The sequence below is a fragment of the Mesorhizobium sp. M6A.T.Cr.TU.014.01.1.1 genome (genome assembly GCF_004022765.1).
Taxonomy (GTDB): Bacteria; Pseudomonadota; Alphaproteobacteria; order Rhizobiales; family Rhizobiaceae; genus Mesorhizobium; species Mesorhizobium mediterraneum.
On sequence record NZ_RZPG01000027.1, the window covers coordinates 37961 to 64013 of the forward strand.

23 protein-coding genes and 1 riboswitch are annotated in these 26053 nt (G+C 63.6%); of the genes, 11 read left to right on the forward strand and 12 right to left on the reverse strand.

Annotation, left to right across the window (positions count from 1 at the left end; translation table 11 throughout):
* The first annotated feature begins 9 nt into the window (after window positions 1–9).
* Genes EN885_RS25875 through EN885_RS25905 form a run of 7 tightly spaced genes read left to right on the forward strand, consistent with a single transcriptional unit; the run spans window position 10 to window position 8223 of the window.
* Window positions 10–867, forward strand: coding sequence for a carbohydrate ABC transporter permease (locus EN885_RS25875; protein WP_095483841.1), 858 nt, complete (start codon window positions 10–12; stop codon window positions 865–867).
* Window positions 868–872: 5 nt separating this feature from the next.
* The gene (locus EN885_RS25880) at window positions 873–1991 is read left to right on the forward strand and encodes an ABC transporter ATP-binding protein (RefSeq protein ID WP_128243575.1); all 1119 of its coding nucleotides are present in this window, start codon (window positions 873–875) and stop codon (window positions 1989–1991) included.
* Complete coding sequence (locus EN885_RS25885; RefSeq protein ID WP_128243576.1) at window positions 1988–3112, forward strand: ABC transporter ATP-binding protein; 1125 nt, start codon at window positions 1988–1990, stop codon at window positions 3110–3112. The genes EN885_RS25880 and EN885_RS25885 overlap by 4 nt, the downstream gene beginning before the upstream one ends.
* Window positions 3112–4665: an FGGY-family carbohydrate kinase gene (locus EN885_RS25890; RefSeq protein WP_128243577.1), complete on the forward strand. Its 1554-nt coding sequence runs from the start codon at window positions 3112–3114 to the stop codon at window positions 4663–4665. Before EN885_RS25885 ends, EN885_RS25890 begins: the two co-directional genes overlap by 1 nt.
* 10 nt (window positions 4666–4675) lie before the next feature.
* Window positions 4676–5716 carry a 2-hydroxyacid dehydrogenase gene (locus tag EN885_RS25895; protein WP_126103396.1) on the forward strand — a complete coding sequence of 347 codons (1041 nt, stop codon included), beginning with the start codon at window positions 4676–4678 and terminating at the stop codon, window positions 5714–5716.
* 48 nt (window positions 5717–5764) lie between these two features.
* Window positions 5765–7282, forward strand: coding sequence for a glycerol-3-phosphate dehydrogenase (locus EN885_RS25900; RefSeq protein WP_128243578.1), 1518 nt, complete (start codon window positions 5765–5767; stop codon window positions 7280–7282).
* Window positions 7282–8223 carry a TIM barrel protein gene (locus EN885_RS25905; RefSeq protein ID WP_095484013.1) on the forward strand — a complete coding sequence of 314 codons (942 nt, stop codon included), beginning with the start codon at window positions 7282–7284 and terminating at the stop codon, window positions 8221–8223. Before EN885_RS25900 ends, EN885_RS25905 begins: the two co-directional genes overlap by 1 nt.
* Window positions 8224–8266: 43 nt before the next feature.
* On the opposite strand, the gene fba is transcribed toward EN885_RS25905, so the two are convergent.
* Window positions 8267–9331 carry a class II fructose-bisphosphate aldolase gene (fba, locus tag EN885_RS25910; RefSeq protein ID WP_095483847.1) on the reverse strand — a complete coding sequence of 355 codons (1065 nt, stop codon included), beginning with the start codon at window positions 9329–9331 and terminating at the stop codon, window positions 8267–8269.
* 290 nt (window positions 9332–9621) lie between these two features.
* Between fba and EN885_RS25915 the strand changes: the two genes are divergently transcribed.
* From EN885_RS25915 to EN885_RS25930, 3 genes are all read left to right on the forward strand, one after another.
* Entirely contained in the window at window positions 9622–10389 is a 768-nt protein-coding gene (locus EN885_RS25915; protein WP_127203680.1) for a DeoR/GlpR family DNA-binding transcription regulator, read from the forward strand.
* Window positions 10390–10498: 109 nt separating this feature from the next.
* Window positions 10499–11257, forward strand: coding sequence for a triose-phosphate isomerase (locus EN885_RS25925; RefSeq protein ID WP_127289609.1), 759 nt, complete (start codon window positions 10499–10501; stop codon window positions 11255–11257).
* A 39-nt stretch (window positions 11258–11296) separates the two neighbouring features.
* Window positions 11297–11740, forward strand: a complete 444-nt coding sequence (locus tag EN885_RS25930; RefSeq protein ID WP_095483850.1) for an RpiB/LacA/LacB family sugar-phosphate isomerase — start codon at window positions 11297–11299, stop codon at window positions 11738–11740.
* Window positions 11741–11838: 98 nt separating this feature from the next.
* Here EN885_RS25930 and dhaL read toward each other — a convergent pair whose 3' ends face one another.
* From dhaL to oiaX, 9 genes are all read right to left on the reverse strand, one after another.
* The gene (gene dhaL / locus EN885_RS25935) at window positions 11839–12477 is read right to left on the reverse strand and encodes a dihydroxyacetone kinase subunit DhaL (protein ID WP_095484014.1); all 639 of its coding nucleotides are present in this window, start codon (window positions 12475–12477) and stop codon (window positions 11839–11841) included.
* An 11-nt stretch (window positions 12478–12488) separates the two neighbouring features.
* Window positions 12489–13502, reverse strand: a complete 1014-nt coding sequence (locus EN885_RS25940; protein WP_206616849.1) for a dihydroxyacetone kinase subunit DhaK — start codon at window positions 13500–13502, stop codon at window positions 12489–12491.
* Between the two features lie 69 nt (window positions 13503–13571).
* The gene (locus EN885_RS25945) at window positions 13572–14045 is read right to left on the reverse strand and encodes a 6,7-dimethyl-8-ribityllumazine synthase (protein ID WP_126103390.1); all 474 of its coding nucleotides are present in this window, start codon (window positions 14043–14045) and stop codon (window positions 13572–13574) included.
* Between the two features lie 76 nt (window positions 14046–14121).
* Window positions 14122–14268, reverse strand: a riboswitch (FMN riboswitch).
* Between the two features lie 366 nt (window positions 14269–14634).
* A complete protein-coding gene (locus EN885_RS25950; protein ID WP_128243580.1) occupies window positions 14635–16923 on the reverse strand; it encodes a xanthine dehydrogenase family protein molybdopterin-binding subunit in 2289 nt (762 codons plus the stop codon).
* Window positions 16924–16932: 9 nt separating this feature from the next.
* Complete coding sequence (locus tag EN885_RS25955; protein WP_127203684.1) at window positions 16933–17919, reverse strand: xanthine dehydrogenase family protein subunit M; 987 nt, start codon at window positions 17917–17919, stop codon at window positions 16933–16935.
* Between the two features lie 3 nt (window positions 17920–17922).
* Window positions 17923–18582, reverse strand: coding sequence for a 2Fe-2S iron-sulfur cluster-binding protein (locus EN885_RS25960; protein ID WP_126103387.1), 660 nt, complete (start codon window positions 18580–18582; stop codon window positions 17923–17925).
* A 90-nt stretch (window positions 18583–18672) separates the two neighbouring features.
* Window positions 18673–19557, reverse strand: a complete 885-nt coding sequence (locus EN885_RS25965; protein ID WP_128243581.1) for an AraC family transcriptional regulator — start codon at window positions 19555–19557, stop codon at window positions 18673–18675.
* 169 nt (window positions 19558–19726) lie between these two features.
* Window positions 19727–21061 (reverse strand): four-carbon acid sugar kinase family protein, encoded by a 1335-nt coding sequence (locus EN885_RS25970; RefSeq protein ID WP_128243582.1) that lies wholly within the window; start codon window positions 21059–21061, stop codon window positions 19727–19729.
* 13 nt (window positions 21062–21074) lie between these two features.
* Complete coding sequence (gene oiaX, locus EN885_RS25975; RefSeq protein ID WP_128243583.1) at window positions 21075–22325, reverse strand: 3-oxo-isoapionate-4-phosphate decarboxylase OiaX; 1251 nt, start codon at window positions 22323–22325, stop codon at window positions 21075–21077.
* Between the two features lie 141 nt (window positions 22326–22466).
* Here oiaX and EN885_RS25980 point away from each other — a divergent pair, with 141 nt between their 5' ends.
* Complete coding sequence (locus EN885_RS25980; protein WP_126103384.1) at window positions 22467–23180, forward strand: transcriptional regulator NanR; 714 nt, start codon at window positions 22467–22469, stop codon at window positions 23178–23180.
* A gap of 2 nt (window positions 23181–23182) precedes the next feature.
* Here EN885_RS25980 and EN885_RS25985 read toward each other — a convergent pair whose 3' ends face one another.
* Both EN885_RS25985 and EN885_RS25990 read right to left on the reverse strand, forming a co-directional pair.
* Entirely contained in the window at window positions 23183–25021 is a 1839-nt protein-coding gene (locus tag EN885_RS25985; protein WP_128243584.1) for a hypothetical protein, read from the reverse strand.
* Entirely contained in the window at window positions 25018–26052 is a 1035-nt protein-coding gene (locus EN885_RS25990; RefSeq protein WP_128243585.1) for a Gfo/Idh/MocA family oxidoreductase, read from the reverse strand. Before EN885_RS25990 ends, EN885_RS25985 begins: the two co-directional genes overlap by 4 nt.
* Window position 26053 lies beyond the last annotated feature (1 nt).

Sequence of the window (26053 nt, forward strand, 5' to 3'; positions counted from 1 at the left end):
GAGGCTGAGATGGAGCACACCTCGCTTCTCGAACGCATCCTGCGCGGCGTAGCGCTGACGCTGGTCGTGATCTTTTTCATGTTCCCGATCGTCTGGATCTTCATGATGTCGTTCCAGACCAACGAGACCATCCTGCGGATTCCGCCGCAGCTTGTCTTCAAGCCGACGCTGGCCAACTACACCGCGCTCATCACCGGAAAGCTGACGACGGCGGCCGGTACGCTCGACATCGCCTTCATGCGCAACCTGTGGAATTCGGTGTTCCTGTCGGTCACCTCGGTCGCCGTCGCGCTGTTGCTCGGCGTTCCCGCGGCCTACGCCTTTGCGCGGCATAAGTTCCGGGGCTCGGAAGACATCGCCTTCACGCTGCTGTCGTTCAGGTTTGCGCCGGCGCTGCTGGTGCTCCTGCCGCTGACCCTCTATTTCCAGAAGCTTGGACTGGCCAACACCTATATCGGGCTGATCTGGGTCTATCAGCTGATCTGTCTGCCGCTGATCCTATGGATCGTGCGCGGCTATTTCGAGGATATCCCGGCCGACATCGAATATGCCTATCGCATCGCCGGTCATTCCTGGTTCGCCACCTTCCGCAAGATCGCGCTGCCGCTCGCCGGCCCCGGCATTGCGGCTGCCGGCCTGCTCGCCTTCATCTTCGCCTGGAACAACTTCGTCTTCGCGCTGGTGCTCGCCTCGGCCGACAAGCAGCCGGTGACGGTCGGCGCGCTGGCTTTCATCACTTCCTCCGGTATCCAGTATGGCCAGATCTCGGCGGCGATCGTGCTGTCGATCACGCCGACGCTGGCGCTTGCCCTCTATGCGCAGCGCTATCTCGTCGAAGGCCTGTCGCTTGGCGCCGTGAAAGGATAGCTCCGATGGCCAGCCTCGAACTGCGAAATGTCGTCAAGCGCTACAAGAGCCAGACTGTTCTCGACAATCTGTCGCTGACCGTCGCCGACGGCGAAACCCTGGTCCTGTTCGGACCGTCCGGCGCCGGCAAGACAGTGCTTCTGCGGCTGGTCGCCGGCGTCATCGACCCCGATGAAGGAAAGATCTTCATCGGCGGCGAAGACATGACCGACCTCGATGCCGAGTTCCGCGGCGTCGGCATGGCGTTCCAGAATTTCGCGCTGTTTCCGCACATGACCGCCTTCGACAACATTGCGACACCGCTGGAAGCCAGCCGTTCGTCGCAAAGTGCGATCAAGGCGGGCGTCCAAAGCGTCGCCAAGCTGCTCAAGATCAGCCATGTGCTCAGCCACAAGCCACGGGCGCTGTCCAACGGCCAGAAGCAGCGCACCGCGCTCGCCCGCGCTCTGGTCGGCTCGCCGCCGGTGCTCCTGCTCGACGATCCCCTACGCAACGTCGATGCCAAACTGCGCTTCGAAATGCGGCTCGAATTGCCAAGGCTTTTGGCCGACCGTGGCGCGACCGTCGTCTACGTCACCCAGGACTATAAGGAGGCCATGGCGCTCGGCGATCGCATCGCGGTGATGTCGCAAGGCGTCATCAAGCAGCTCGGCACGCCCGAGCAGATCTATCGTGAGCCGGCGAACATCGAGATCGCGCGGCTGTTTGGCGATCCAACCATCAACCTGCTCGACGTCAAGCCGTCGCGCGATGCCAAGGGCATCTATGTCGGCCTGTCGAACGTCCAGGTCCATCTGACGGGCGCCTATGATGCGACGGTCGGCCGCGATTGCGTGATCGGCTTGCGGCCGGAAGCGCTGAGCTTCGTCGATGAAGGCACGCCGGCCGCCATACCGGTGACGGTCGAGGCCGAGACGCCGCTCAACGAAAAGATCGTCACGCTGGTGCGCACCGTGCGCGGCCGCGAAATCCTGGTCTCCCGGCCGGCCGGAACACCGGGTCAGAGCGAAGGCAGGGCCCACATCGCCGTCGACGGCAAAAGCGCTTTGCTGTTCGATCGTGCGAGCGGCGACCGCATCGGCTCGAAGAACGTCGTCAATTTGCGCAGCGGAGAAGCGGCATGAGCCAGAGCGCACTCGCCATTTCAGGCGTCGACAAGTTCTACGGTCCGATCGACAGGGGCGTGCATGCCGTCCAGAATCTGACGATCGAAATCGACAAGGGCGAGATCGTCGCCCTGCTCGGTTCGTCAGGCTGCGGCAAGACCTCGACTTTGCGCATGATCGCCGGCTTCGAGGAGGTCTCGCGCGGCACCATCTCGGTTGCCGGCCGCAAGGTGCACACGCTGGCGCCGGTCAAGCGCAATGTGGCGATGGCATTCGAGGGCTATTCGCTCTATCCGCCGCTGACCGTGCGCGAGAACATGGCGTTTGCGCTGAAGGCGGCCAAGCTGCCGAAAAGCGAGGTTGACGCGAAGGTTGCCAGCATCGCCAAGCTGCTCGAGATTGAGGATATTCTTGAGCGCTATCCGAGCTCCATCTCCGGCGGCCAGCAGCAGCGCGCCAGCCTCGGCCGGGCGCTGATCCGGCAGGCCGATCTGCATTTGCTGGACGAACCGATGGGCCAGCTCGAGCCGCAGCTTCGCGCCGTCCTGCGCGGCCGCATCAAGCACTTCATCAAGGAGCGTGGCTTGACCGCGATCCTGGTCACTCACGACCAGACCGAGGCCAACGCGTTGGCCGACCGGATCGCGGTGATGGAAGGCGGCGTCTTGCAGCAGTTCGACACGCCCGACATGATCAAGCAGCGGCCGGCCAACCTTTTCACCGGCACCTTCGTCGGTGAGCCGCCGATGAATGTCTTCGAGGCCTATGTCGGCACGGCTGCCGACAAGATCAATCTGCGGCTACCCGACGGGCTTTCGCTTGATTATGACAAGGACGCGTTCAGCGGCGCGGTTCGCGACGAATTGCTCAAGCGGGAGCGGGTCGTCATCGGCATCAGGCCCTATGCGGTTCGCCGCTCGAAGGACGGCGTGCCGGCCACGGTTTCGGCCAACCAGTGGCTCGGCGACCAGACGCATATAGCGGCGGATTTCGCCGGCGGCTCGCTGGTCCTGGTCGAACATGACCGGACCCGGCTGGAGCTTGGCGCGCCGATCAACATCAGCATCGATCCGAAAAACCTGCACGTCTTCGATCAGTCCAGCGGCATGGCCATTTCGCACGGCATGGAGCTTGCCTGATGCGGGATGTGCTGATCGGCATCGACGCCGGCACGTCTGTCATCAAATCGGTCGCCTTCGACACGGCGGGCCGGCAGCTCGCGGCCGCGGCGGTGCCGAACCGGTATGAGACGTTGCCGGGCGGCGGCGCCGAGCAGGATCTGGCGCGCACCTGGGCCGATACCGCGACCACCTTGCGCCAGCTTGCCGACAAGGTGCCGGACCTCGCCAGCCGCACCATCGCGATCGCCGTGACCGGACAGGGTGATGGCACCTGGCTGATCGACAAGGACGGTGAGCCGGTCTCGAAGGGCTGGCTGTGGCTCGACGCGCGCGCTGCAGGGGTCGTAGAGGAGATCCGGGCGCGACCGGAGGATCGGCTGCGCTTCGAAAAGACCGGCAGCGGTCTAGCCGCCTGCCAGCAGGGACCGCAGTTCGCCTTCATGAAGCGCAACATGCCCGAAATGCTTGGCAGGGCGGCGACGGCGTTCCACTGCAAGGATTGGCTCTATTACAAGCTGACCGGCGAGCGCGCCACCGACCCGTCGGAAGGGACCTTCACCTTCGGTGACTTCCGCACCCGCGGCTATTGCGACGAGGTGCTTGAGGTGCTCGGCGTCACTGATCTCAGGTATTTGCTGCCGCCGATCGTCGACGGCACCAGGCATAGCGCCGGCCTGTCGGCGGCGGCCGCCGGAGCGACTGGGCTGCTCGCCGGTACGCCGGTCGTGCTGGCCTATGTCGACGTGGCCTGCACCGCGCTCGGCGCCGGCCTGCTCGACCGCGAGCGCAAGCCCGGCTGCTCCATCATCGGCTCCACCGGCATGCATATGCGGCTTGCGCAGACGCCGGACGAGGTGCTGCTCAACGAAGCCGCGACCGGCTACACGATGACGATGCCGGTGCCCGGCGTCTTTGCGCAGATGCAGTCGAACATGGCGGCGACACTCAACATCGATTGGGTCCTTAGCCTCGCCTCCGGCATACTCGCCTCGCAAGGCATAACGCGCACCAATGGCGAGATGATCGCGCTGGTCGATGAATGGATATCGTCATCCGAGCCGGCGTCGCTGCTCTATCAGCCCTATGTGTCGGAGGCCGGCGAGCGGGGGCCGTTCGTCGACGCCAATGCAAGGGCCGGCTTCGTCGGCATTTCGTCACGGCACGGCTACGCCGACATGGTCCGCGCCGTTTTCGAGGGGCTGGCCTTCGCGGCACGCGATTGCTATGCCGCCATGGGGCCGCTGCCGAGCGAAATCCGGCTGACCGGCGGTGCAGCCAGAAGCCCGGCTCTGCGCAAGATCCTGGGTGCTGTCGTCGGCGCGGCCATTCGCACCAGCCAACGCGAGGAAGCCGGTGCTGCGGGCGCCGCGATGATCGGTGCGGTCTGCGTCGGCCAATACAAGTCGATGGATGAATGCGTCGGCGAATGGGTCACGCCGCTGCTTGGCGCGGCGGAGCCGAGCGACCGAGAACTTGCCGCGATCTATGAGCGGGCGGTTCCGTCCTACACATTGGCGCATGAGGCGCTGCGGCCGGTCTGGCGTTCGATGGCCGCATCCAAGGCAAACTGAGAAGTCGAGCATGCGTAAGAAGATTGCAATCATTGGCGACCGCTTCATGCTTCCCGAAGTGTTTCGCGAGAAAATCGAGAAGGCCTGCGGCGACAATCTCGATATCCGTACCCTTGAGGCGGCATGGCCCGACGAGCCGATGGAATTCGGCAATGCGGCGCTCGGCCTCGACAAGGTCAAGGAGTATTTTGGCGATCCGGACGAGGTGGTCGATTTCATCGGGGATGCCGAGATCTTCGTCACCCAGCTTGCGCCGCTCTCCGAGACCATGATGCAACGCCTGCCCACGCTGAAGCTGGTTGCGGTATCGCGCGGTGGCCCGATCAACATCGACATGGCTGCCGCCAAGGCCCACGGCATCACCGTCGTCAACGTGCCGGGACGCAATGCGAGTGCTGTGGCCGAGTTCACCATCGGCGCCATCCTTGCCGAGACGCGGCTGATCCGGGTCGGGCACGAAGCCTTGCGCAAGGGGGAATGGCGCGGCGATCTCTACCGGGCCGATCGCACCGGCCGTGAGCTCAACGAAATGACCGTCGGCGTCATCGGCTACGGCAACATCGGCACCCGACTGGTCCGCCTTTTGCGCGCCTTCGGTTGCCGAATTTTGGTGTCCGATCCCTATGTGCAGTTGAGCGCCGAAGACCGCAATGCCGGCGTTGAACTGGTCGCGCTCGACGATCTCCTGTCCCGCTCCGATGTGGTCACGCTTCATTCCCGAGTAACCGAGGAGACCCGCGGGCTGATCAACAAGGACACCATCGCGCGGATGAAGCCGGGGGTGATCTTCATCAACACCGCGCGCGGGCCGCTGGTCGACTACGACGCACTTTACGATGCTCTCGTCTCGGGACACATCGGCAGCGCCATGCTGGAGACGTTCGCGGTCGAGCCGGTGCCTGCCGACTGGCCGCTGCTGCAGCTTCCGAACGTCACGTTGACGCCGCATATCGCCGGTGCCTCGGTGCGCACGGTGACCTATGCGGCCGAGCAAGCCGCCGAAGAGGTGCGCCGCTACATCGCCGGCCTTCCGCCGGTCAACCCATGCTGAGGTTGCGGCAGCCATGAAAGCAAATCTAGGCATAGAGGACCCGGCGAGATGAGCGGCGCCACTGAAATCGTCGATCTCTTCGTCATCGGCGGCGGCGTCAACGGCGCCGGCATCGCGCGCGACGCAGCCGGCCGCGGCCTTTCCGTCATTCTATGCGAAAAAGACGATCTTGCCGAAGGCACCAGTTCGCGATCCGGAAAGCTCGTCCATGGCGGCCTGCGCTATCTCGAATATTACGAGTTCCGGCTGGTGCGCGAGGCGTTGATCGAGCGCGAAGTGCTGCTCGAATCCGCTCCCCACATCATCTGGCCGATGCGCTTCGTGCTGCCGCACAGCCCTGACGACCGGCCGGCCTGGCTGGTCCGGCTCGGCCTGTTCCTCTACGATCATCTCGGCGGCCGCAAGCGGCTGCCGGGCACCCGAACGCTCAACCTGCGCACCGCGCCCGAAGGCGCGCCGATCAAGGACGCGTTCAAGCGCGGTTTCGAATATTCCGACTGCTGGGTCGACGACGCCCGTCTCGTCATCATCAATGCGCTCGATGCGGCGGAGCGCGGAGCCAAGGTCTTTACGCGAACCGCCTGCACCGCCGCCCGCCGTGAAAACGACCTGTGGTCGGTCGAGATGCGCGACAGCCGAACCGGCGTCAGGACCACGGTTCGGGCGCGGGCGCTGATCAACGCCGCCGGGCCGTGGGTCAACGATATCATCAACCGCGTGGCCGGCCAGAATTCCAAGCGGAACGTGCGCCTGGTCAAGGGCAGCCACATCGTCGTGCCGAAATTCTGGGAAGGGCGGCAGGCCTATCTCGTCCAGAACAGCGACAAGCGCGTTATCTTCATCAATCCTTACCAGATCGATCTGGCGCTGATCGGCACCACCGACATTCCCTATGATGGGCGGCCGGAAGACGTAGCGGCGGATGCCAGCGAGGTCGACTACCTGATCAAGGTGGTCAACCGCTACTTCAAACGCGGGCTTGCCCGCAGCGATGTCATTTACTCGTTTTCGGGCGTCAGGCCGCTCTATGACGATAACGCCGACAATCCGAGCGCGGTGACGCGCGACTATATTTTCGAGCTCGACGCCTCGGCCGGACAGGGGCCGCTGCTCTCCGTCTTCGGCGGCAAGATCACCACCTTCCGCAAATTGGCCGAGCACGCGCTGGACAAGATCGCCCCGTTCTTTCCGAAAATGGGCAAGCCATGGACGTCGAAAAGCTATCTGCCGGGTGGCGATATCGCCAACGCCGACTTCGAGCAGTTTCTCGGCGATCTCGGCCGCGAATATCCCTGGATGCCGGCGTCGCTGGTCAAGCACTATGGCCGGCTCTACGGCACCAGGACGCGGGTTCTGGTCGGTGCGGCCCAGTCGCTCACCGACCTGGGGCGGTGCTTCGGTAAGGATTTCTTCGAACGCGAAGCCAATTATTTGTTCGAGCACGAATGGGCGCTGACATCAGCCGATATTCTCGAACGGCGCACCAAGCACGGTCTGCATCTGTCCGCCGCAGAAAGAGCCACTTTCGAAGACTGGTGCGCGAGCCGGCTGGTGAAAGCAAGCTGATGGCCTTTACGCTTTCCCTCAACACCAATCCGCTGGTCAATCGCTTTGCCGAACCGGACGATCTGATCGATGCGATCGCTTACGACATCGGCATCAGGGACGTGCAGCTGACGCATGAATTCGTCAATCCCGGCTGGCCGGCGGCGACGATCTCGAAATTCCTCCGCCTGTTCCGCGCCGCGCTCGACCGCACCGGCGTGCGCGTGACGTCGGGGATGACCGGCCCCTACGGCAGGCTCAATCATTTCGGCCACCCTGACGCCGATGTGCGCCGCTACTATGTCGATTGGTTCAAGACCTTTGCCGATATTTCCGCCGAGCTCGGCGCCAGCGGCATGGGCACGCAGTTTGCGATCTTCACGCACAGGGATTTCGACAATCCGGAGCGTCGCGCGCGGCTTTTCGACATCGCGCTGGAATGCTGGCGCGAGGTCGCCGAGCATGCCAAGGCGGCCGGTTTGAGCTACCTCTTCTGGGAGCCGATGTCGGTCGGCCGTGAATTCGGCCACACGATCGAGAGCTGCCGGGCCCTGCAAAACGAGATCGAAGCAGCCGGCATGGCCATCCCGATGGAGATGATGGTCGATATCGACCATGGCGACGTCACGTCGAGCAATCCGGACGACATCGATCCCTATGCCTGGGCCGAAGCGTTTCCCAAAGTATCGCCGATCATCCACATCAAGCAGTCTTCGATGAATAAGGGCGGTCATTGGCCGTTCATTGCCGCCTACAACAAGGACGGCCGCATCACACCGGAAAAATTCCTGGAGACGGTTCGCCGCGGCGGCGGCGTCGACAACGAGATCTGCCTGGAATTGTCGTTTCGCGAACGCGAGCCGGTCGACCATCAGGTCGTCGCCATGATACGCGAGTCGGTCGACTACTGGGCGCCGTTTATCGAGACCGGCAGAGCCGCTCTCCTGCCGAAAGCGGGATAGATGAACAGGAGCCGATGCGGCTCCTGTTCAGAACCAGAATACGTCAGCCGAATTTCGGATCGAGGCTGCCCGACTTGTAGCGCTTGGCCATTTCCGAGACTGGCAGCGGCTTGATCTTCGGCGCGTTGCCGGCGGTGCCGAATTGCTCGAAGCGCTCCTTGCACAGCTTCCTCATCGCGGCCATTGCCGGCGTCAGATATTTGCGCGGATCGAATTCGCTCGGGTTCTCGGTCAGCACCTTGCGGATCGCGCCGGTCAACGCCATGCGGTTGTCGGTGTCGATGTTGATCTTGCGCACGCCGTGCTTGATGCCGCGCTGGATCTCCTCGACCGGCACGCCCCAGGTCGGCTTCATCTGGCCGCCATATTTGTTGATGATCTCCTGCAGCTCTTCCGGCACCGAGGACGAGCCGTGCATGACCAAGTGCATGTTCGGCAGCCGGCGATGGATCTCCTCGATCACGTTCATGGCCAGAACCGCGCCGTCCGGCTTGCGCGAGAACTTGTAGGCGCCGTGGCTGGTGCCCATGGCGACGGCCAGCGCATCGACATGCGTGTCCTTGACGAACTGCACCGCCTGCTCCGGATCGGTCAGCAACTGGTCATGGCTGACGGCGCCCTCGACGCCGTGGCCGTCTTCCTGTTCGCCGCCGCCCATCTCCAGGGAGCCGAGAACGCCGATCTCGCCTTCCACAGACACGCCGCCCCAGTGCGCCATGTCGACCACGCGGCGCGTGATGCCCGAATTATAGTCGTAGTCTGCCGGCGTCTTGCCGTCTTCCTTCAGCGACCCGTCCATCATCACCGAGGTGAAGCCATACTGGATCGCGGTCACGCAGGTCGCTTCGTTGTTGCCGTGGTCGAGATGCATGCAGACCGGGATGTCGGGATGGATCTCGACCAGCGCATCGATCAGCTTGGCCAGCACGACGTCGTTGGCATAGGCACGGGCCCCGCGGCTCGCCTGCAGAATGACAGGCGATTTGGTCTCCTCGGCGGCCTCCATGATGGCGAGGCCCTGTTCCATATTGTTCATGTTGAACGCAGGCACGCCATAGCCGTGTTCGGCGGCATGGTCGAGCAATTGTCTCAATGTGATGCGAGCCACCCAATAGTCTCCCGTATTTGGTTTCAAGCCTATGGTTGCGAGCCGTCCGGTCGTCGTTCAGCCCACTGATGCTTCTGGCCGGATTTCCAGAGAACCGCAACCTTTGGCCATGCCGCCGGGAGCAATTCTTGTTACAAGACAGCAATCAAAGCGAATAATATCCCAAAGAAATGTAACATTATCACAAAAAATCTGACGCATATGCGATTTACTCTGTTATAATGGCTGTGGCTCGGCGTTTCCGCCACGGTGGACTCGCAACGAGCCGGATTCAGGGAACAGGCTGGACAATGAAGAGCGACGGCCGGCGGCAAGGCATCATGGATTTTCTGATGGATACTGGCACGGCCAGCGTCGATGACCTTGCCACGCGCTTCGGTGTATCGAAGATGACCGTCCATCGCGACCTCGACGAACTCGAGGAAAGCGGCTTCCTGCGCAAGGTGCGCGGCGGTGCCTCGATCCAGCCGAGCGGCCTGTTCGAAAGCGATTTCCGCTACCGTCAGAAGCAGGCCGGTGAGGAGAAGCAGCGCCTGGCGGCTGCCGCGGTGGCGATGATCGAGCCGGGCCAGACGGTGATCATCGACGACGGCTCGACCGCCGGCGGCATTGCGCGCCACCTTGCGGATCTCCGCCCGCTGACGGTGATCTCAAACAATCTGGCCGTCATACAGGATCTGGCAGGCGTTGGCGGGATCACCCTGATCGCGCTCGGTGGCCAGTACAGCAAGAAGTTTCACGGTTTCTTCGGCCTGCTTGCCGAGGACACGTTGAGATCGTTGCGCGCCGATGTGGCCTTCCTGTCGTCGTCGGCTATCCACGGCGCTTCCGCCTTCCACCAGGACCAGGAAGTGGTCCATACCAAGCGGCTGATGATGGCCGCCGCCGCGCGTAAATATCTGCTGGTCGATCACGGTAAGTTCGGCCGCACGGCGCTGCATTTCCTGACCGATCTCAAGGCGTTCGACGCCGTCTTCACAGGTCGCGAACTGGAACCCCAGATGCGCGAGGTGTTGGATGGCGCCGGCGTTTCGCTAACACTGGTCGAGAAGGACTAGACCATGATCCCGAAAAGTGGGAACCGGTTTTCGGAAAAGATCATGGTCAAAGAAGAAGATAGAGCCCCATCCGCTACGCGGGATGGAACAGGCTCTAGAAGGAGGACGCATGGTTTACTGGGTCGGCACAAGCTGGAAAATGAACAAGACGCTTGCAGAGGCGACTGAATTCGCCAAGGCGCTGGCGGGGTTCGTCCCCGGTTTCGATGACCGCATCCAACCCTTCGTCATCCCGCCCTTCACGGCGGTCCGCGAGGTCAAGAAGGCGTTGGCCTCGACGCGGGTCAAGGTCGGCGCCCAGAACATGCATTGGGCCGACGCCGGAGCCTGGACCGGCGAGGTCTCGCCGGTGATGCTGACGGATTGCGGGCTCGACCTCGTCGAGCTCGGCCATAGCGAACGGCGCGAGCATTTCGGCGAGACCGACAAGGCGGTCGGCCTCAAGACCGCGGCGGCGGTGAAGCACGGGTTGGTGCCGCTCATCTGCGTTGGTGAGACATTGGCGCAACGCAACAGCGGCCAGGCCGATGCGGTGCTGGCCTTGCAGGTGCATGGCGCGCTGCAATACCTCGAAGGCCAGGCAAAGGCGGCGACGATCCTGTTTGCTTACGAGCCGGTCTGGGCGATCGGCGACAAGGGCATTCCGGCAAGTGCGGACTATGCCGATAGGCAGCAGGCGCTGATCAAGAAGATCGCCGGCGATCTCCTGCCGGCCATGCCGCTGGTGCTTTATGGCGGCAGCGTCAATCCGCAAAATGCCGCCGAGTTGATCGGCCAGCCGCATATCGACGGGCTGTTCATTGGCCGCTCGGCCTGGCAGGCGGAAGGCTATATCGACATCCTCGGGCGCGCCTCGGCGGCGATCTGAACCAATCTAAAAAGCATTCAGTCAGGAAAGGACACGACCATGAAAATAGCCATTGGAGCCGACAGCGCCGGCAAGCCGCTGCTCGACGTCATCGCCGCGCATCTCGCCACCAAACCCGGCCTCGCCGTCAGCGACCTCAGCCAGGCCGGCTACTATGCCGACCTGTCGCAGAAGCTCGCTCAGACCATTCTCGACGGCGAGAACGATCGCGGCATCCTGTTTTGCGGCACCGGCATCGGCGTTTCGATCTCGGCCAACAAGGTGCCCGGCATTCGCGCCGCACTCACCCACGACACCTATTCGGCGGAGCGCGCCGCGAAATCCAACAATGCCCAGATCATCACCATGGGCGCCCGCGTCATCGGCCCGGAACTGGCCAAGTCGATCGTCGACGCCTGGCTCGCATCGGAGTTCGACGAAAAGGGACCATCGGCCGGCAATGTCCAGGCGATCGACAGGCTCGACGCGGCGAAGCTGGGCTAGAGCGCTTCATCGTTTCACGGAAACGCCGAACCGCTCTATCTCTTTGTTTTTGAGCAATTCCGGACGGAAAACCGTTTCACACTTTTCCTGGAATTGCTCTAACCTAGGCTTTTCCGCATCGCGCCAATCACGGTGACGGCCGATGCGGCGCCGGGGTCCATATGCCCGAGCGATCGCTCGCCGAGCCGCGACGAGCGGCCCTTCGCGGCGATCATCTCCTTGGTCGCCTCGGCGCCCCGTTCGGCTGCTTGAAGCGCCGCTGCGAGACTTTCGGACAGGGTCTTGCCTGAGGCATGCGCGGCCGCCGCTGCTTGCGCCGCCGGCAGCCAGGCGTCGACCATCGTCTTCTCGCCGATCTCGGCCTTGCCGCGATCCTGGATGCCTTGCGCCATCGCCTGGAACAGGGCGATGAAATCGGCACCCGCCAAGGTCGTCTTGCCTTTGACGGCAGCCGCACCACGCATGAAGGCCGTCGCATAGAGCGGACCTGACGAAGCGCCGACGGCGTTGAGGAACGATTTCGCGGCGGTGTTGAGGAGAGCTGTCGGCTCGGTCGCCGCGAGGTCCAGCAAAGCGAGCGCATCGCGCACTGCGCCAAAGCCGAGCGCCATGGCGATGCCATGATCGGCGTCGCCGATGACACCGTCTAATTGGCAGAGCCTGTCCTTGTCGGCTTCGATTGCCACCGCGATCGCATCGAACATAGTTTTCAAGCCGGCTGTGTCGATGGATGTCATGAATGCTGCTTTCAGCCGGCGCGGAACATGGCGCAGTCGCAAGGATGGTCGAGCATCGTCTGCAATTCGTCGTCGAGATGCATCAGCGTCACCGAGGCGCCGGCCATTTCGAGCGAGGTGCAATAATTGCCGACCCAGGTCGCGTGAATTGACGCGCCGATGTCATCGAGCCTGTGCTTGACCCGCCGGTTCATAATGTAGAGTTCCATCAGCGGCGTCGAGCCGAGCGAGTTGACGAGCACGGCGACCTTGTCGCCACGCGCCGGCGCCATCTCGTCGAGGATCTTGTCCAGCATCTCGTCGGTGATCTCGTCGGCTGTTTTCAGTTTTCCCCGCGCAATGCCCGGCTCGCCATGAATGCCCATGCCGATCTCCATCTCGTCCGGCCCGATCTCGAAATTCGGCCGGCGGGTCTGCGGCAGCGAACAGGGCGACAGCGCCACCCCCATGGTGAAAGTATGGTCGTTCGCCTTCCGGGCGATGCGCTCGCATTCATCGAATGAGAGCATCCGGTCGCAGGCGGCACCGGCAGCCTTGAAGATGAAGAAATTGCCGGCAACGCCGCGCCGCTTTTGCCGCTGGTCACGCGGCGCCGATGCCACGTCGTCAGTGGTCAGCACGGTGCGCACCTCGATGTCATCCATCGCCGCCATCTCTGCGGCCATGTCGAAATTCATCACGTCGCCGGCATAGTTGCCATACATGAACAGCACGCCAGCACCGCCGCTGGCCGCCTTGGCGCATTCGAGGATCGGGTCCGGCGGCGGCGAGGCGAAGACATTGCCGATCGCCGCCGCGTCGGCCAGCCCCTTGCCGACGAAACCGAGGAAGGTCGGCTCGTGGCCCGAGCCGCCGCCGATGACGAGGCCAACCTTGCCGTCCCGCGGTCCATCACGGGCGATGATGGAGCGCGGACTTCCCTCAGCGCTTGTGAGATGGCGGGGATGCGCGGCCAGGATGCCTTCCAGCATCTCGTCGACGGTGCGGTTGCCGTCATTGATGATCTTCTTGGTCTGCACCTGCATCCTCCCGATTTCGGTATTTTCGCAGATAGTACAGCGTGTTACCGGGATTTCCACCCGGGAACGGACATTTCACGCGGCGATGCGTTCGCGCGCGGCCAGGATCTGAACACAGGCATTGGCTGCCTCTTTGCCCTTGACCTGGAAGTGCTCGAAGAAGAAGCGGTGGTGGTCCGCGCTGTCATGGTAGTTGTGCGGGGTGAGCACCGCCGAAAGCACCGGCACGCCGGTCGACAATTGCACGTTCATCATGCCGTCGATGACAGCGCTCGCCACGAATTCATGCCGGTAGATGCCGCCATTGACGACAAAGGCCGCACCGAGGATCGCTGCATAGCGACCGGTCTCGGCAAGCGTCTTTGCATGCAGAGGAATCTCATAGGCGCCCGGCACATCGAAGACATCGACGGCAAAGCGTTTCTCTCCAAGAACCGCAAGTTCGGCCTGGAACGCCTCGACGCACTGGTCGACGATGTCGGCGTGCCAGCGCGCACGAATGACGGCAACGCGGATCGTTTCATAGTCTTTCTGGGAATGCTGATTCATGGGTCCATCCTTCCGTTTCGAACCAGAATCAGGACGCACGATACGGAATCCGAACCGCGAAAGCGGACCGTCTTCCGTTCGTTCTCTTCCATCCGGACTGTGACCGTCGGCTCCGGAATCACACCGGATCTGCTGACCCCTCCGGCTAACCGGAAAGCGCTCGCGGGCTTGGGCCGAAACCCTTACCGCCGGTGGGGACTTTCACCCCGCCCTGAGAACATTGACGATGTTTGTATGGAAGGGGCGGACAGCGCTGTCAACCACAGACGTCGTCGCGGATGGCGCAGAAATAGCGATCCGTTCCAGGGCAATCGCATTTGGATTCTTGCGAAGATGGACCCCCACCCTAACCCTCCCCACAAGGGGACCACAAGGGGGAGGGAACGCTGCCGCGCACCTGTACTTTCCCGTTAGCGCCGAAAGGCAGATAATTTGCCGAGGTCAGCGCCAACGGAAGTCTCCCTCCCTCCTGTGGGGAGGGGTTAGGGGTGGGGGTACATCGTAGAGCGAAAGCCTCGGCCTTCCACCTGCGATAGCCCTGCGTTCCGACCTGGTCACTTGAGGGCAAGGAGGAGGGCAACCTGCAGCGTCAAATGGCGATCACGGGCAAGGCAGGCAGCACCTTGTCCAAGGTGATGGGAAATTCACGCACTCGCACGCCGGCCGCGTTGTAAATGGCGTTGGCGACAGCAGCCCCCGCACCGCAGACGCCGAGCTCGCCGAGACCCTTCGCGCCAAGTGGATTGGCCTTGTCGTCATGTTCCTCGAGGAAGACGACCTCCATCTCGGGGACGTCGCCGTTGATCGGGACATGATACTCGGCAAGATCGTGATTGACGAAGTGGCCGTAGCGCGGGTCAAGCACCGTCTGCTCCATCAGCGCTGCACCGATCCCCCAGGTCATGCCGCCGATGATTTGCGAGCGCGCGGTCTTGGCGTTGAGGATACGGCCCGCGCCCATCACAGCCAGCATCCGGCGCATGCGGATCTCACCGGTATCGCAATCGACAGCGACCTCGCCGAAATGCGCTCCATAGGAATGCTGCGAGTAAGCCTTGTACGACCCGGTGGCAGCGCCCGCGGCCACGGAACCTTCGGCCTCAAACCCGTCGGGAGCGATCCTCCCGATGAGGTCGGCCAGGCTTGCCGACCGCTGGCCGACCCTGACCTCGCTGTCGGCAAAACTTGCCTCGGTGGCATTCGCGCCGCGCAACGGCGAGGCTTCGCTCGCCTGCGCCGCCTCCAGGATGCGTTCCTTGAGAGCGTTGCAGGCGTTATGCAGCGCCGAACCCGCGCTCGCCGCGCCCCAGGAACCGCCGGAGCCGGCGGTACGCGGGAAGCGGCTGTCGCCGAGTTCCACTTTGATGGACGAGATCGGCAGGCCGAGGCTCTCCGCGGCGATCTGGGTCAGGATCGTATAGCTGCCGGTCCCAATGTCGGTCATGTCGAGCCGCACCGTCACCCGACCGTCCCGGTCGATCGCAACCCGCGCCGTCGCCGCGCCGATGTAGTTAGGACGGATCGCCGCCGCCATGCCGTAGCCGATGAGCTTCCGGCCCTCTCGGGTGCGGCCCGGTGTCGGGTTTCTCCGCTCCCAACCGAAACGGCGGGCGCCTTCTTTCATGCAGGCGACGAGATTGCGGGTGGAGAACGGCACGCCGCGCTCGGGATCCTGTGCCGGTTCGTTACGGATCCTGAGTTCGATCGGGTCCAGGCCGAGCCGCTCGGCGAGCTCATCCACGGCGCATTCAAAAGCCAGCATGCCGGGCGCCTCGCCGGGCGAGCGCATCCATTCGCCGCGGTTGATATCCAGCGGAACCAGGCGATGACGGGTGACACGGTTCGGCGCCGCATAGAGCGAGCGGGCAAAAACTGCCGTTTGCTCGCAGTACTCCTCGAAGCTGGATGTTGCGGACCAGACATCGTGCGCGATCCCGGTGAGCCGCCCGTCGGTGTCCGTGCCGAGACGTACCTGTTGGATCATCTCTGCGCGGTGACCGGCATTGGCGAACATCTGTTGTCGCGTCAGCGCAATCTTCACGGGACGCTTCAGAACCTGCGCTGCAAGCGCGGCCAGGATCGTATCGGCATGGGCAATCAGCTTGGAGCCGAAGCCTCCGCCGATGAAGGGGCTCACGATGCGCACACGCTCGGGCGGGATGCGAAGCGTGCTGGCGACTCCCGCCCGGAAGTTCGCTAAAGTCTGCGCCGATGTATGGATCGTCAGCTCGTTGCCTGACCAGGCGGCGAGCGTCGCATGGGGCTCCATCGGATTGTGATGTTCGAAGGGGGTCCGGTAAGTAGCATCGATCTTGACCGGAGCCGCCGCAAAGGCGCTCTCGAAATCGCCAATCACGCTGTCGGTCTCGAAGCCGGCATTGGTCCGTTTTGGTGCGTAGGCGTCGGCCTTATGTCCCGGTAAATCATAGACGCCCGGCGCCTCGTCGTAGCGCACTTTGATGAGGCCCGCAGCAGCGCGGGCCGCCTCGAACGTCTCCGCGACAACAAGCGCGACGGGCTCGTCGTAATATCGCACCCGCTCGCTGTTGAGCGCGGGCCGGGCGCGTGTGAAGACCTCCGGCACGGTCGGCGTGACCGCCGGGCCGAAATCCGGCTGGGCCGGCGCATTCCGGTGCGTCATGACGAGCAGCACTGCCGGCGCCCGTTCGGCTTCGGCCGTGTCGATCTCGGCGATGCGCCCCTTGGCGACGGCGGCGCCGAGAATATAGCCATAGGCTGTACCATCCAGCGCATTCTCGTAGGCGTAGGTGGCACCGCCTCTCACTTTGAGCGGACCGTCGATGCGGTCGATCGGCCGCCCGATGACGCCATTGCGTGGTTCGGAAGGACGGTTCTCGCTGGTCTTCGTCTCTGTCATCGTGTCACCTCACGCACTCTCGGCGGCAGCAGCGAGCGTGTGCCGCATCGTCCGTTTCGCCAGCGGGATCTTGAAATCATTGCCGCCATGCCCGACGGCTCCGGCGAGCGCGGCTTCGGCTGCGTCGGTAAAGGCGCCGTCGGACGCCGCCGCTCCTGCGAGCGTCCGCTCCGCCTCCGTCGCGCGCCAGGGCTTCGCGGCCACGCCGCCCATGGCGATTCGCGCGCTTCGGATACGATCGCCCCTCGTCTCGACGATTGCCGCCACCGACACCAGCGCGAAGGCGTAGGAGGCACGGTCGCGCACCTTGCGGTAAACCTGCCGGCCGGGCGGCGGGGACGGCAGGGTGACCGCGGCGATCATCTCGCCGTGGCCGAGCACGGTCTCGACATGGGGCGTCGCCTCGGGCAATCGATGGAAATCACCGATCGGGATCGTGCGGGTCTCGCCGCCGGGCGATATGGTCTCGATCATGGCGTCGAGCCCGGACATGGCCACCGCCATATCCGAGGAATGGACCGCGATGCAGGCTTCGCTCGCGCCGAGCACGGCATGCATACGGTTGAAGCCCTGAAGCGCCGCGCAGCCTGAGCCCTGCTCGCGCTTGTTGCAAGGCATGTTGCGGTCGTAGAAATAGGGGCAGCGCGTGCGCTGCAGGAGATTGCCGCTGGTCGAGGCCTTGTTGCGTATCTGGCCGGACGCTCCCGCCAGCAGCGCTTGCGTGAGCATCGGGTAGCGTGATCTCACCCGCGGATCGGCGGCGAGATCGCTGTTGCGGACCTGGGCGCCGACCCGAAGTCCGCCTTCCGCCGTCTCCTCGATCCGATCGAGCGGCAGCCGGCTGATGTCGACGAGATGCGCTGGGCGCTCGATCTCGAGCTTCATCAGGTCGAGCAGGTTGGTGCCGCCGCTGATGAACTTGGCGTCCGGCCGAGCCGCGACCGCGGCGGCCGCCTGCTCGGCACTTGCCGCACGTTCATAAGTGAAGGATTGCATTGCTCACGCCTCCTCTGCCGCGTCGCGGATTGCAGCGACAATGTTCGGATAAGCGGCACAACGGCAGATGTTGCCGCTCATCCGCTCGCGGATCTCGGCATCGGTGAGAGCGACGGAAGCCGCCGCTACGTCGGCGCTCGCATGGCTCGGCCAGCCGGCCTTGGCCTCGCCCAGCATGCCGACAGCGGAGCAGATCTGGCCCGGCGTGCAGTAGCCGCACTGGAAACCATCGCGGGCGACGAAGGCGGCCTGCACCGGATGCAGCCGGTCACCCTCGGCAAGGCCCTCGACCGTGGTGATCTCGTCGCCCTCATGCATTGCGGCAAGCGTCAGGCAGGAATTGATCCGGCGCCCATCGACGAGCACCGTGCATGCGCCGCACTGGCCGTGGTCGCAGCCTTTCTTCGAGCCGGTGAGGCCGAGATGGTTGCGCAGCGCATCGAGCAGCGTCGTCCGCGGGTCGAGCTCGACGGCAAGATCCCTAGCGTTGATCCGTAGGGACATCGGCATCGTCGGTACCGGCGTCGGAGAGGCGACCGCCGTGACGGTGTCGGCCGGCTCTGCGTCGACCGGTATACCGGTAGCCAGGAGCACGCCGGTCGCCACCCCGCCCTCCAGCACCGTTCGACGCGTCGGCCCGCTCCTGTTGTCTGTTTTGGCCATGCATGATCTCCCAGTCGCAGTTCTGTCACCCGTCGACACTGGAGCTGGGGATGCGCGCGGCGGCTTTCTTTCAAGAAATCGGCGGCAATGTCAGAATTCCGGAGAAGAATTCACCCGATAGACCCGAGGCGTCATGCCCCTGAGGCGCCGGAAGGTCGTGGTGAAGTGGCTCTGGCTTGAAAAGCCGAGGCGAAAGGCAATGGTACCGATCGACAAACCCGTTTCGCGCAGCAGCATCTCGGCTCGCCGCACGCGTTCCTCGATCACATAGGCATAGGGCGCAAGGCCGGTCGTCGCTTTGAATCGGCGCGCAAAACTGTCGACGGCCATTCCCGCGACGGCTGCCAGCTCGCTTAGCGAAATGTCGGAGTTCATATGTGCATCGATATAAGCCCGAACTCGACCAAGCGCCCGACGGCTGAGACAGCCGTGACGTATAGGCGGGTGTTGCTCCCGGTTCAGGTTGGCCACGCGGAGGCTGACGAGGGCGACCAGATGCTCGACATAGGCAGTGTCCGGCTTGTGGCCGAGTGCCATCTCGTCGCGAAGCGAACTCAGAAGCGTGGCGACGACTACGTCTTTCTTGTTCACCAGGATCGGCAGGTCTCTCAGGCGTTCGCATCCGGGAAGCCCGATATCGGGATCGATCCACAAGGCTGAGTAGGAGAGGTTTACATCGCGATAGAAGCCGAGCCGCTCCGCGCCTGCGGGGACGAAGGTGAGGGCTCCGGGCCGGTCCATCCCGTCGTAGAGGGATCTTGCCTCGTGCCGGATAGATGTGTGGGACGTTCCGCCTTCTTCGGTCAGCACGATCAGATGATGAGGGGCTGTCCAGCGGAGCTCCGCCTCCCGGCATGCCCATCGCCGATTGTCGAAAACGATCGAGGAGCTACCCCATGACGCGGTTTGCAGGGGCTCCGACGTCTCTTCCTGGCTCCGAACCCGTCCGTCACCAAGCAACGGTCTGAATGACATCGCGGCATCCCGCTGGTTCACTCGCGGAGCCGTGGCCAGCCCCGGATTGAGCGTTGTGCGCCGCCCCGCCGCTACGCATATGGCGGTTTATGTGGGACAGGCATCGCGCGTTGGTAACCGGGCAGTGTTCAAGAAGTCGTGAGATCGGTCAAATCCAGCGCGCCTTCTGTCAACCGCCGAGCCCATCGCGGATGGCGCAGAAATAGCGATCGGTTCCGACCTGCCCGCCCTTGAGAGCGACCTCCAGTCCTTCGATTGCCTTGACGCGAGAGTGGGCGACGCAAAGCGGCGAGCCCGGCGAGGCGGGCAGCGGCATCCGCACCGTCAGCGCATCGACGCCCATCTGGCCGAGTGCGTGGCTCGACGTGTCGCCGCCGGCGATGACCACGCGCTGCAATTTCTGCTCGATCGTCAGCTTGCGAAGAAGTTCGCCGAGGCCGCGGCCAAGCTTATGGCGGGCGCCTTCCTGCCGGTCGATTTCGGCGCCACGGTCGGCTGTTGGTCCAAGCGCCGTATAGAGGACGACGCTGCGCCCGGCTTCCAGGCTGGCGCGTCCGGTGAAGACCGCGCGCGCAATCGCGTCGCCGGAGGCTTCGGAAACCAGTTCGATAGGATCCACCTCGATCCCGTCGAAACCGTCCGTCAAAGCATGCCGTATCTGCCGCTCCGTTGTCGGCGAGCAACTGCCCGAGACCACCGCGATCCGGTCGGCCGCACCCGGGGGCGAAAAGCCGGGCTCGGCACGGACAATCCCGTCAGACGCCCATTCAGCCAGCAGCGCATATTCGATGCCCGAAGAGCCGACGACGAAAGTGCCGCCAGGCCTGCGAACGCGCCATATCTCCTTGCCGGCAAGCGCCTGAGTTTCCAGGCTATCGACATCCAAAAGCACGATGTTGATGCCGTCGGCGAGCAAGCGATCGAACGCTGCCGAGCGGAACGCCGACTGCAGCGTCGCGAGATCGACCAGCCCTGAGGTGAGATCCGTCTGGCGCGACAGATGGATCAGCAGGTCGGACTCATCCATCGGCGTGGTCGGGTGGCGGCTCATCACGGGATGGCGATCGATGCGGAAAAATTTGTCGCGGTAGGCCGCAAACAGATGACCGAAGGCGGTGTAGCGCTTGAGCTGCGGCGCGCCAACCACCAGCGGCACGCTGTCTTGGCTGAACACCGAGCAGCCGATCTCGATGGCGCGGCCGATGCTGCCGATCGCCGGGCTGGAATCGAAAGTCGAGCAGATCTTGTAGTGGCAGATCTCGGCGTCCAGGGTCTTCAGCCAGGCGAAGGAGCCCTGCAGATGCGTGTCCATCCACTGCGGCGTCTCGCTTCGGCTGGTGCCGGCCAGGCCGATGGCACGGCAATGCCTGAACTGCGAAAGCAGGGTCTCGTCCGGCTGGCGCATGAACAGCACGGTCGGCACACCGCCGAGCTCGAGCGCCTCCATGACGTCGGTCGAGCCGGTGAGGTCGTCGCCGTAGTAGCTGAGAAGCAGGTTTTGCATGGCGTCGCTTTGCTCAGGCCGCTTTGCCGTCGCCGAACTTTTCGATCGACCGCGCCAGTTCCGGATGGGTCAGGGCGAACTCCGCCAGCGGAATGCCCTCGACCGCCGCCTGCCAGGCTTGCTGCACGGCGCGGACGCCGGCGCCCGGCCCGTCCGGATGGCTGACGATGCCGCCGCCGCAGAGGTAAAGGAGATCGACCGTTCGGCCGGTTCGCTCGAAGGTTTCCGGGGCCTGTCCGCCCCATTGGCCGGAGCCGGCCACCGGCAGTGCGCAATCATCAGCCGAAAAGATCGGCGTGGTCACCGCCTTGAAGGATTCGACGAATGACCAGTCCGGCTCCCAGTATTTCGAGGCGATGCCATTGATCTGGAATTGATCGACGCCGAGCAGCCGCCAGAACTGCTGCCAGACCTTGAAGTCCATGCCGAGGCCCGGGTGACGGGTGAGGATGTCCCAGCCGTTGCGGTGAGCGTGCAGCACCAGGCTAGAGCGCTTTCTGAGGAAGGCCATGCCGCCGAAGCCGACGGAATTGATGTTGACCACCGCGCAATTGCCGCCGGCCTTCGCCACCAGATCATGGTTTCGCATCATCTCGTCGGGGTCGGCGTGCGAGATGCCGAAAGCATACATGACCTTTTTGCCGGTCTTCTGCTCGTGGTCGAGGACGAGCGGCATGATTGCCTTGACCCGTTCCGACAGAGGCGAATAGGCCGGGCTCATCAGCTTCTCGTCGTCCTTGATGAAATCGACGCCGGCGGCGATCAGCTCATCCACCATTGAGGCCGTCTCGTGCGGGCGCAATCCAAGCGCCGGCTTGACGATCGTCCCGATGATCGGGCGATCTGTGACGCCGGTCAGCCGGCGGCTGCCGGCGACGCCGAATTGCGGGCCCGGATGGGCGCCGCGATACTCATCCGGCAACTTCATGTCGACCACGCGGATGCCGGACAGGCCCTTGATCGAAAAGGCGCCACCGATGGCGATGGTCATCAGCGCCGAAAGGTCGGTGCCGATGGCATCGAGCGGAAACGCGATGTCGACATCGGCGCGCTTGAAGGGTCCGTCGCCGGCTTCGGGAAGGGACGGGCGATCGGCGTCCGGCAGAGGCCGTATCGCCAGGACGCGCGCCGCTACCCGCGCCTTGAGCTCTTCGGTCTCGCCGGCCAGCGCGACGAAGGTTCCGGTCGACTGGTCGCTGGCGATCTTGTCCGCCAACGCCTCGATGCTAGCCGAGGTCTCGATGCGATAGGTGAGGGTGATCATAGTTCGAAAAAAGTTCCCTGATCTTTGAAATCTGGTATAATGAGTACATAAGTATTGCAAGCGATATCCGCTTGGGCAGGCATTCCGGGAATCGTGGCGACAATGCTAAACAGACACCGGTCAAAGGAGTGATTCGCGACGATGAACCGTTCGGAGCCGATCGTCCGGCGCAAGCTTTCCGACGAAGTATTTTTGAGACTGAAGCGCTTGATCACCAGCGGCGAATTGCAGCCGGGCGATGACATGCCGTCGGAGCGCGAGCTGATGGAGCGCTTCGAGGTCGGCAGGCCGGCGATCCGCGAAGCGATGCAGGCGTTGAGCAATATGGGTCTCGTGGCGATCTCGCATGGCGAGCGGGCGAAAGTGCTTCAGCTGACCGCCAAGTCGATCATCAAACAGGTCGACGGCGCGGCCAAGATCATCCTGTCGTCGTCGAAGGACACGCTGGAGCACCTCAAGAACGCGCGCATCTTCTTCGAGCGCGGCATGGTCAGGGAAGCCGCAGAAAAAGCCACTGCCGAGGACGTTCAGCGGTTGCGGGCAACCGTTGCCGAACAGCGGAGCTTTCGCGGCGATTCCGAGGCCTTCATATCGGCCGACATGAAGTTTCATACCCAGATCGCGGCAATATCCGGCAACCCGATCTATGTTGCGGTCAGCGAAGCGATGCTGGGCTGGCTGAAGGAATATCATACCGAAATGCTGATCTGGACCGGCAAGGAAAAGTTCACGCTAACCGAGCATGAAGAGATCATCGGGCGCATCGAGCAGAAGGATGCGGACGGCGCCGAGAAGGCGATGATCAAGCACCTCGAACGCTCGCGCGCGCTCTATGTGATGAATTCCGGCAACTGATTTCACCCGATCCGGGTGATCGCGTAAGGCGTCATCGCAAGGTGGCGTCGTTCGAACCCGGAAATATCAACCGATACTTCGCTCGCCGTTAGGTTCGCCAGCCATATGACGGTCTTGCCCGAGGCAGAACGGGCTGCCAGCGTGAGCACCCGCGTCTCATCGCTCGTCCTCGCCGCCACATGTCTGAAGCCGGCCAGTTCACACAGCCCCTTGATCGCCCCGAAGATCGGCCGGGGTTCACCTTCGCCGACGGGTTCCCCGGATGCCGCCAGCACGCCGAACGGTCCGGTGAAGCTGGAAAGCGTGAGCATCTCCAGTCCGGCCGGCGCGACGCGCGCAGCATAGCCGATCGTCCATGCCGCCGCGAACTGGCCTGCGTGGCGTGGATCGCGGTCGGCCATGGCGATGCGCTGGCCACCAGGGTTGTCCTTGGTCGCGCCGCCATAGGGATTTTGACGCATGGCGATGGTCGAAGGACCGATCCGGTACGGCTTTGCACCGAAGATCGCCCGCACCGATGCGGCGATGAAAGGCAGCGCTTCCAGCGATTGCATGACACTGAGATCGTCGGCGGCATGCACGATCGGGCAGGTGCAGTGGGTGACGAAATCGAGCAAGTCGGCGGGAACGCGCTTGCGGTTGAGTTCGGTGAAATAACTGAACACGCCGCCGCCGAGGCGGATATCGGGAAAGGCGCGGCGCGCCGCGGCATAGACATCTTCGAGCGGCGGGCATTCAGGCCATGCGCTGCCCGGCGGCGTCGACTGCCGGTCGACCGAAGGCGAGACGGCAATGGCCGAGAGCTTCAGCCCGGCCTGGCGGACCATGCCGGCGACGCCTGAAAGCTCGGCGTCGAGATCGCCGACGCAGGAAACGACGCATTCGAGCGTTGTCTTGGCCGGATAGGCTGCGGCGAGCTTGGCGTAGTACTGCAAAACGTCGAGGCCGTGGCCGCGCGTCGGATCATAATGGAACATCAACTGTTGCGGGCCGAGCGCGGACAGTGTCGGCAGGTTTGCAAGCGTCGTCTCGACCTCGTCCGGGTAGATGATCACGCCGATATCCGGCAGCGCCGGTCCGGCTTCGCCGAGCTCGACGCGGATTGGCTCGGCGGTTGCGGCGGCAGCCGGCACTTTCCCGTCACCGGACACACGCAGGCTGATCGTCTGGCGCAGCATCTCGCCGGCAGGCAGCATGTAGGGCCATGGCAGCGCGAGCGGCCGGACGTAGGTCTTGTAGGACGCATCCGACCAGTTGCGCTGGTCCTCCATCTCGAACGCGTCGCCTTCCATCCGGCATTCGGCGGTGACGCCGGGCCGGACCTCATGGGTGATCGCCCGCAAATCCTTGAAAGGCTGCCAAGGGTCGATCAGGTCGGGAAGCTTTGTTTCCACCATGCTGCCGTCAGTGTGCTCGACCGTGACCTGGCTGCCGGCCAGGCCGGCGATCGGATGCAGGATGCAGAAGCCGCAGCGATTGGTCTCGAAATCGCTTTCGGGAAGCGCGCTCACGTCGAAAACCAGCTGGCCGTCGGCGGAACCTTCGATCGTCGCGCGAAAGTCGAGCCGGCTTCCCTCCGGTCCGACATAACTTGCCGAATAGCTGACAGTGAAAGTATCGGAGCCCTGGTCGATGACTAAATCCGTGAGCGCCGGCTCGTAGGTGCCCCAGTCGCGATCCCTGACGATATAGGCGATGGCACGCAGCACTTCGATGCCGCCATGGCGGATGGTCCGTAGATTGCCGTTGGCGAAGTCGGCGGTGAGCGCGCCGGCGCGCAGCCTGACAGGGTCGGCCTCGACCGCGCGCGTGCCATAGAGGAGGAAGGCGTCGGCGGTCATCTCAGCAAAGCGTCGAGCTGCACCGGTTCACGGCTTGCAGCACCGGCATAGGCGGCTTCGACCAGTGCCAAAGTCCTAAGATTGTCGGCACCCGAGGTTGCCGGGTCGGTTCCCTTCGCCAGACAATCGACCCAGTGCTTTTGAATGGCGACGACACTTTCCTGTATGTTGTGCCACGGCCGCGATGCCCAGGGCAGCAGCGGCGGCGAGACGTCGCTTACCACCGTTCCGTTCCTGCCGGTGATGGCAAGCTGGTAATCCTGTGCAAGCCGGATCGTGCCGTCGCTGCCGTCGATCTCGACCAGCGTCTGCGGAAACGGCTCGGTCGCGAGCTTGGTCGCATAGCTGCAATCGACCACAGACGTTGCGCCGCTCTTGTGGTCCATCAGCATGGTGGCGACGTCCTCGCCGGCGATCTCAGGATTAATGCGAGCGGTGCGTGTCGTGATCGTCGAAACGTCGCCCAGCAGAAAGCGGGCAATGTCGAGGATGTGGATGCCAAGATCCTCGATGATGAAGCGCTTTCCCGTTGCCAGATATGGCTGGCCGGAAAACACGTCATAGGCCGAGCGGAACGAGATCCGTCCGAAGAAGGGTGTGCCGATTTCGCCGCTGTCGAGCACGGCACGCACCGCCTGGATGGGTGACTGCCAGCGAAAGTTCTCGTGCACCATCAGCGGCACGCCTGCGTCAATGCAGGCCTTCACCATGGCCTTGGCGTCGGCAAGCGTCGGCGCGAACGGTTTTTGGCAGATTGCCGGAACGCGGTGCCGTGCTGCCATCTCGACGAGCGGACGATGGCTCGGCGCGGTGGTGGCGATATCGACGAAATCCAGGCTTTCGCCGGCAAAAAGTGCTGCCGCGTCGGTGTAGCGCCGCGTGATGCCGAACTGGTCGCCGACGACCTTGAGCCGTTCCGGGTCGCGATCGCAAATAGCGACGATCGAGGCGCCGGCGATGTCGCGCCAGGCGTGCATCTGGTTGACGGCAAAGAAGCCGCAGCCGATCAGCGCTCCCCGCAGTTCCGCCACG

Excerpts from the sequence above, each read along its gene's own strand:
- EN885_RS25875 (WP_095483841.1), top strand. The coding sequence starts at position 10 with ATGGAGCACACCTCGCTTCTCGAACGCATCCTGCGCGGCGTAGCGCTG.
- EN885_RS25880 (WP_128243575.1), top strand. The coding sequence starts at position 873 with ATGGCCAGCCTCGAACTGCGAAATGTCGTCAAGCGCTACAAGAGCCAG.
- EN885_RS25885 (WP_128243576.1), top strand. The coding sequence starts at position 1,988 with ATGAGCCAGAGCGCACTCGCCATTTCAGGCGTCGACAAGTTCTACGGT.
- EN885_RS25890 (WP_128243577.1), top strand. The coding sequence starts at position 3,112 with ATGCGGGATGTGCTGATCGGCATCGACGCCGGCACGTCTGTCATCAAA.
- EN885_RS25895 (WP_126103396.1), top strand. The coding sequence starts at position 4,676 with ATGCGTAAGAAGATTGCAATCATTGGCGACCGCTTCATGCTTCCCGAA.
- EN885_RS25900 (WP_128243578.1), top strand. The coding sequence starts at position 5,765 with ATGAGCGGCGCCACTGAAATCGTCGATCTCTTCGTCATCGGCGGCGGC.
- EN885_RS25905 (WP_095484013.1), top strand. The coding sequence starts at position 7,282 with ATGGCCTTTACGCTTTCCCTCAACACCAATCCGCTGGTCAATCGCTTT.
- EN885_RS25915 (WP_127203680.1), top strand. The coding sequence starts at position 9,622 with ATGAAGAGCGACGGCCGGCGGCAAGGCATCATGGATTTTCTGATGGAT.
- EN885_RS25925 (WP_127289609.1), top strand. The coding sequence starts at position 10,499 with ATGGTTTACTGGGTCGGCACAAGCTGGAAAATGAACAAGACGCTTGCA.
- EN885_RS25930 (WP_095483850.1), top strand. The coding sequence starts at position 11,297 with ATGAAAATAGCCATTGGAGCCGACAGCGCCGGCAAGCCGCTGCTCGAC.
- dhaL (WP_095484014.1), bottom strand. The coding sequence starts at position 12,477 with ATGACATCCATCGACACAGCCGGCTTGAAAACTATGTTCGATGCGATC.
- EN885_RS25940 (WP_206616849.1), bottom strand. The coding sequence starts at position 13,502 with ATGCAGGTGCAGACCAAGAAGATCATCAATGACGGCAACCGCACCGTC.
- EN885_RS25945 (WP_126103390.1), bottom strand. The coding sequence starts at position 14,045 with ATGAATCAGCATTCCCAGAAAGACTATGAAACGATCCGCGTTGCCGTC.
- EN885_RS25950 (WP_128243580.1), bottom strand. The coding sequence starts at position 16,923 with ATGACAGAGACGAAGACCAGCGAGAACCGTCCTTCCGAACCACGCAAT.
- EN885_RS25955 (WP_127203684.1), bottom strand. The coding sequence starts at position 17,919 with ATGCAATCCTTCACTTATGAACGTGCGGCAAGTGCCGAGCAGGCGGCC.
- EN885_RS25960 (WP_126103387.1), bottom strand. The coding sequence starts at position 18,582 with ATGGCCAAAACAGACAACAGGAGCGGGCCGACGCGTCGAACGGTGCTG.
- EN885_RS25965 (WP_128243581.1), bottom strand. The coding sequence starts at position 19,557 with ATGTCATTCAGACCGTTGCTTGGTGACGGACGGGTTCGGAGCCAGGAA.
- EN885_RS25970 (WP_128243582.1), bottom strand. The coding sequence starts at position 21,061 with ATGCAAAACCTGCTTCTCAGCTACTACGGCGACGACCTCACCGGCTCG.
- oiaX (WP_128243583.1), bottom strand. The coding sequence starts at position 22,325 with ATGATCACCCTCACCTATCGCATCGAGACCTCGGCTAGCATCGAGGCG.
- EN885_RS25980 (WP_126103384.1), top strand. The coding sequence starts at position 22,467 with ATGAACCGTTCGGAGCCGATCGTCCGGCGCAAGCTTTCCGACGAAGTA.
- EN885_RS25985 (WP_128243584.1), bottom strand. The coding sequence starts at position 25,021 with ATGACCGCCGACGCCTTCCTCCTCTATGGCACGCGCGCGGTCGAGGCC.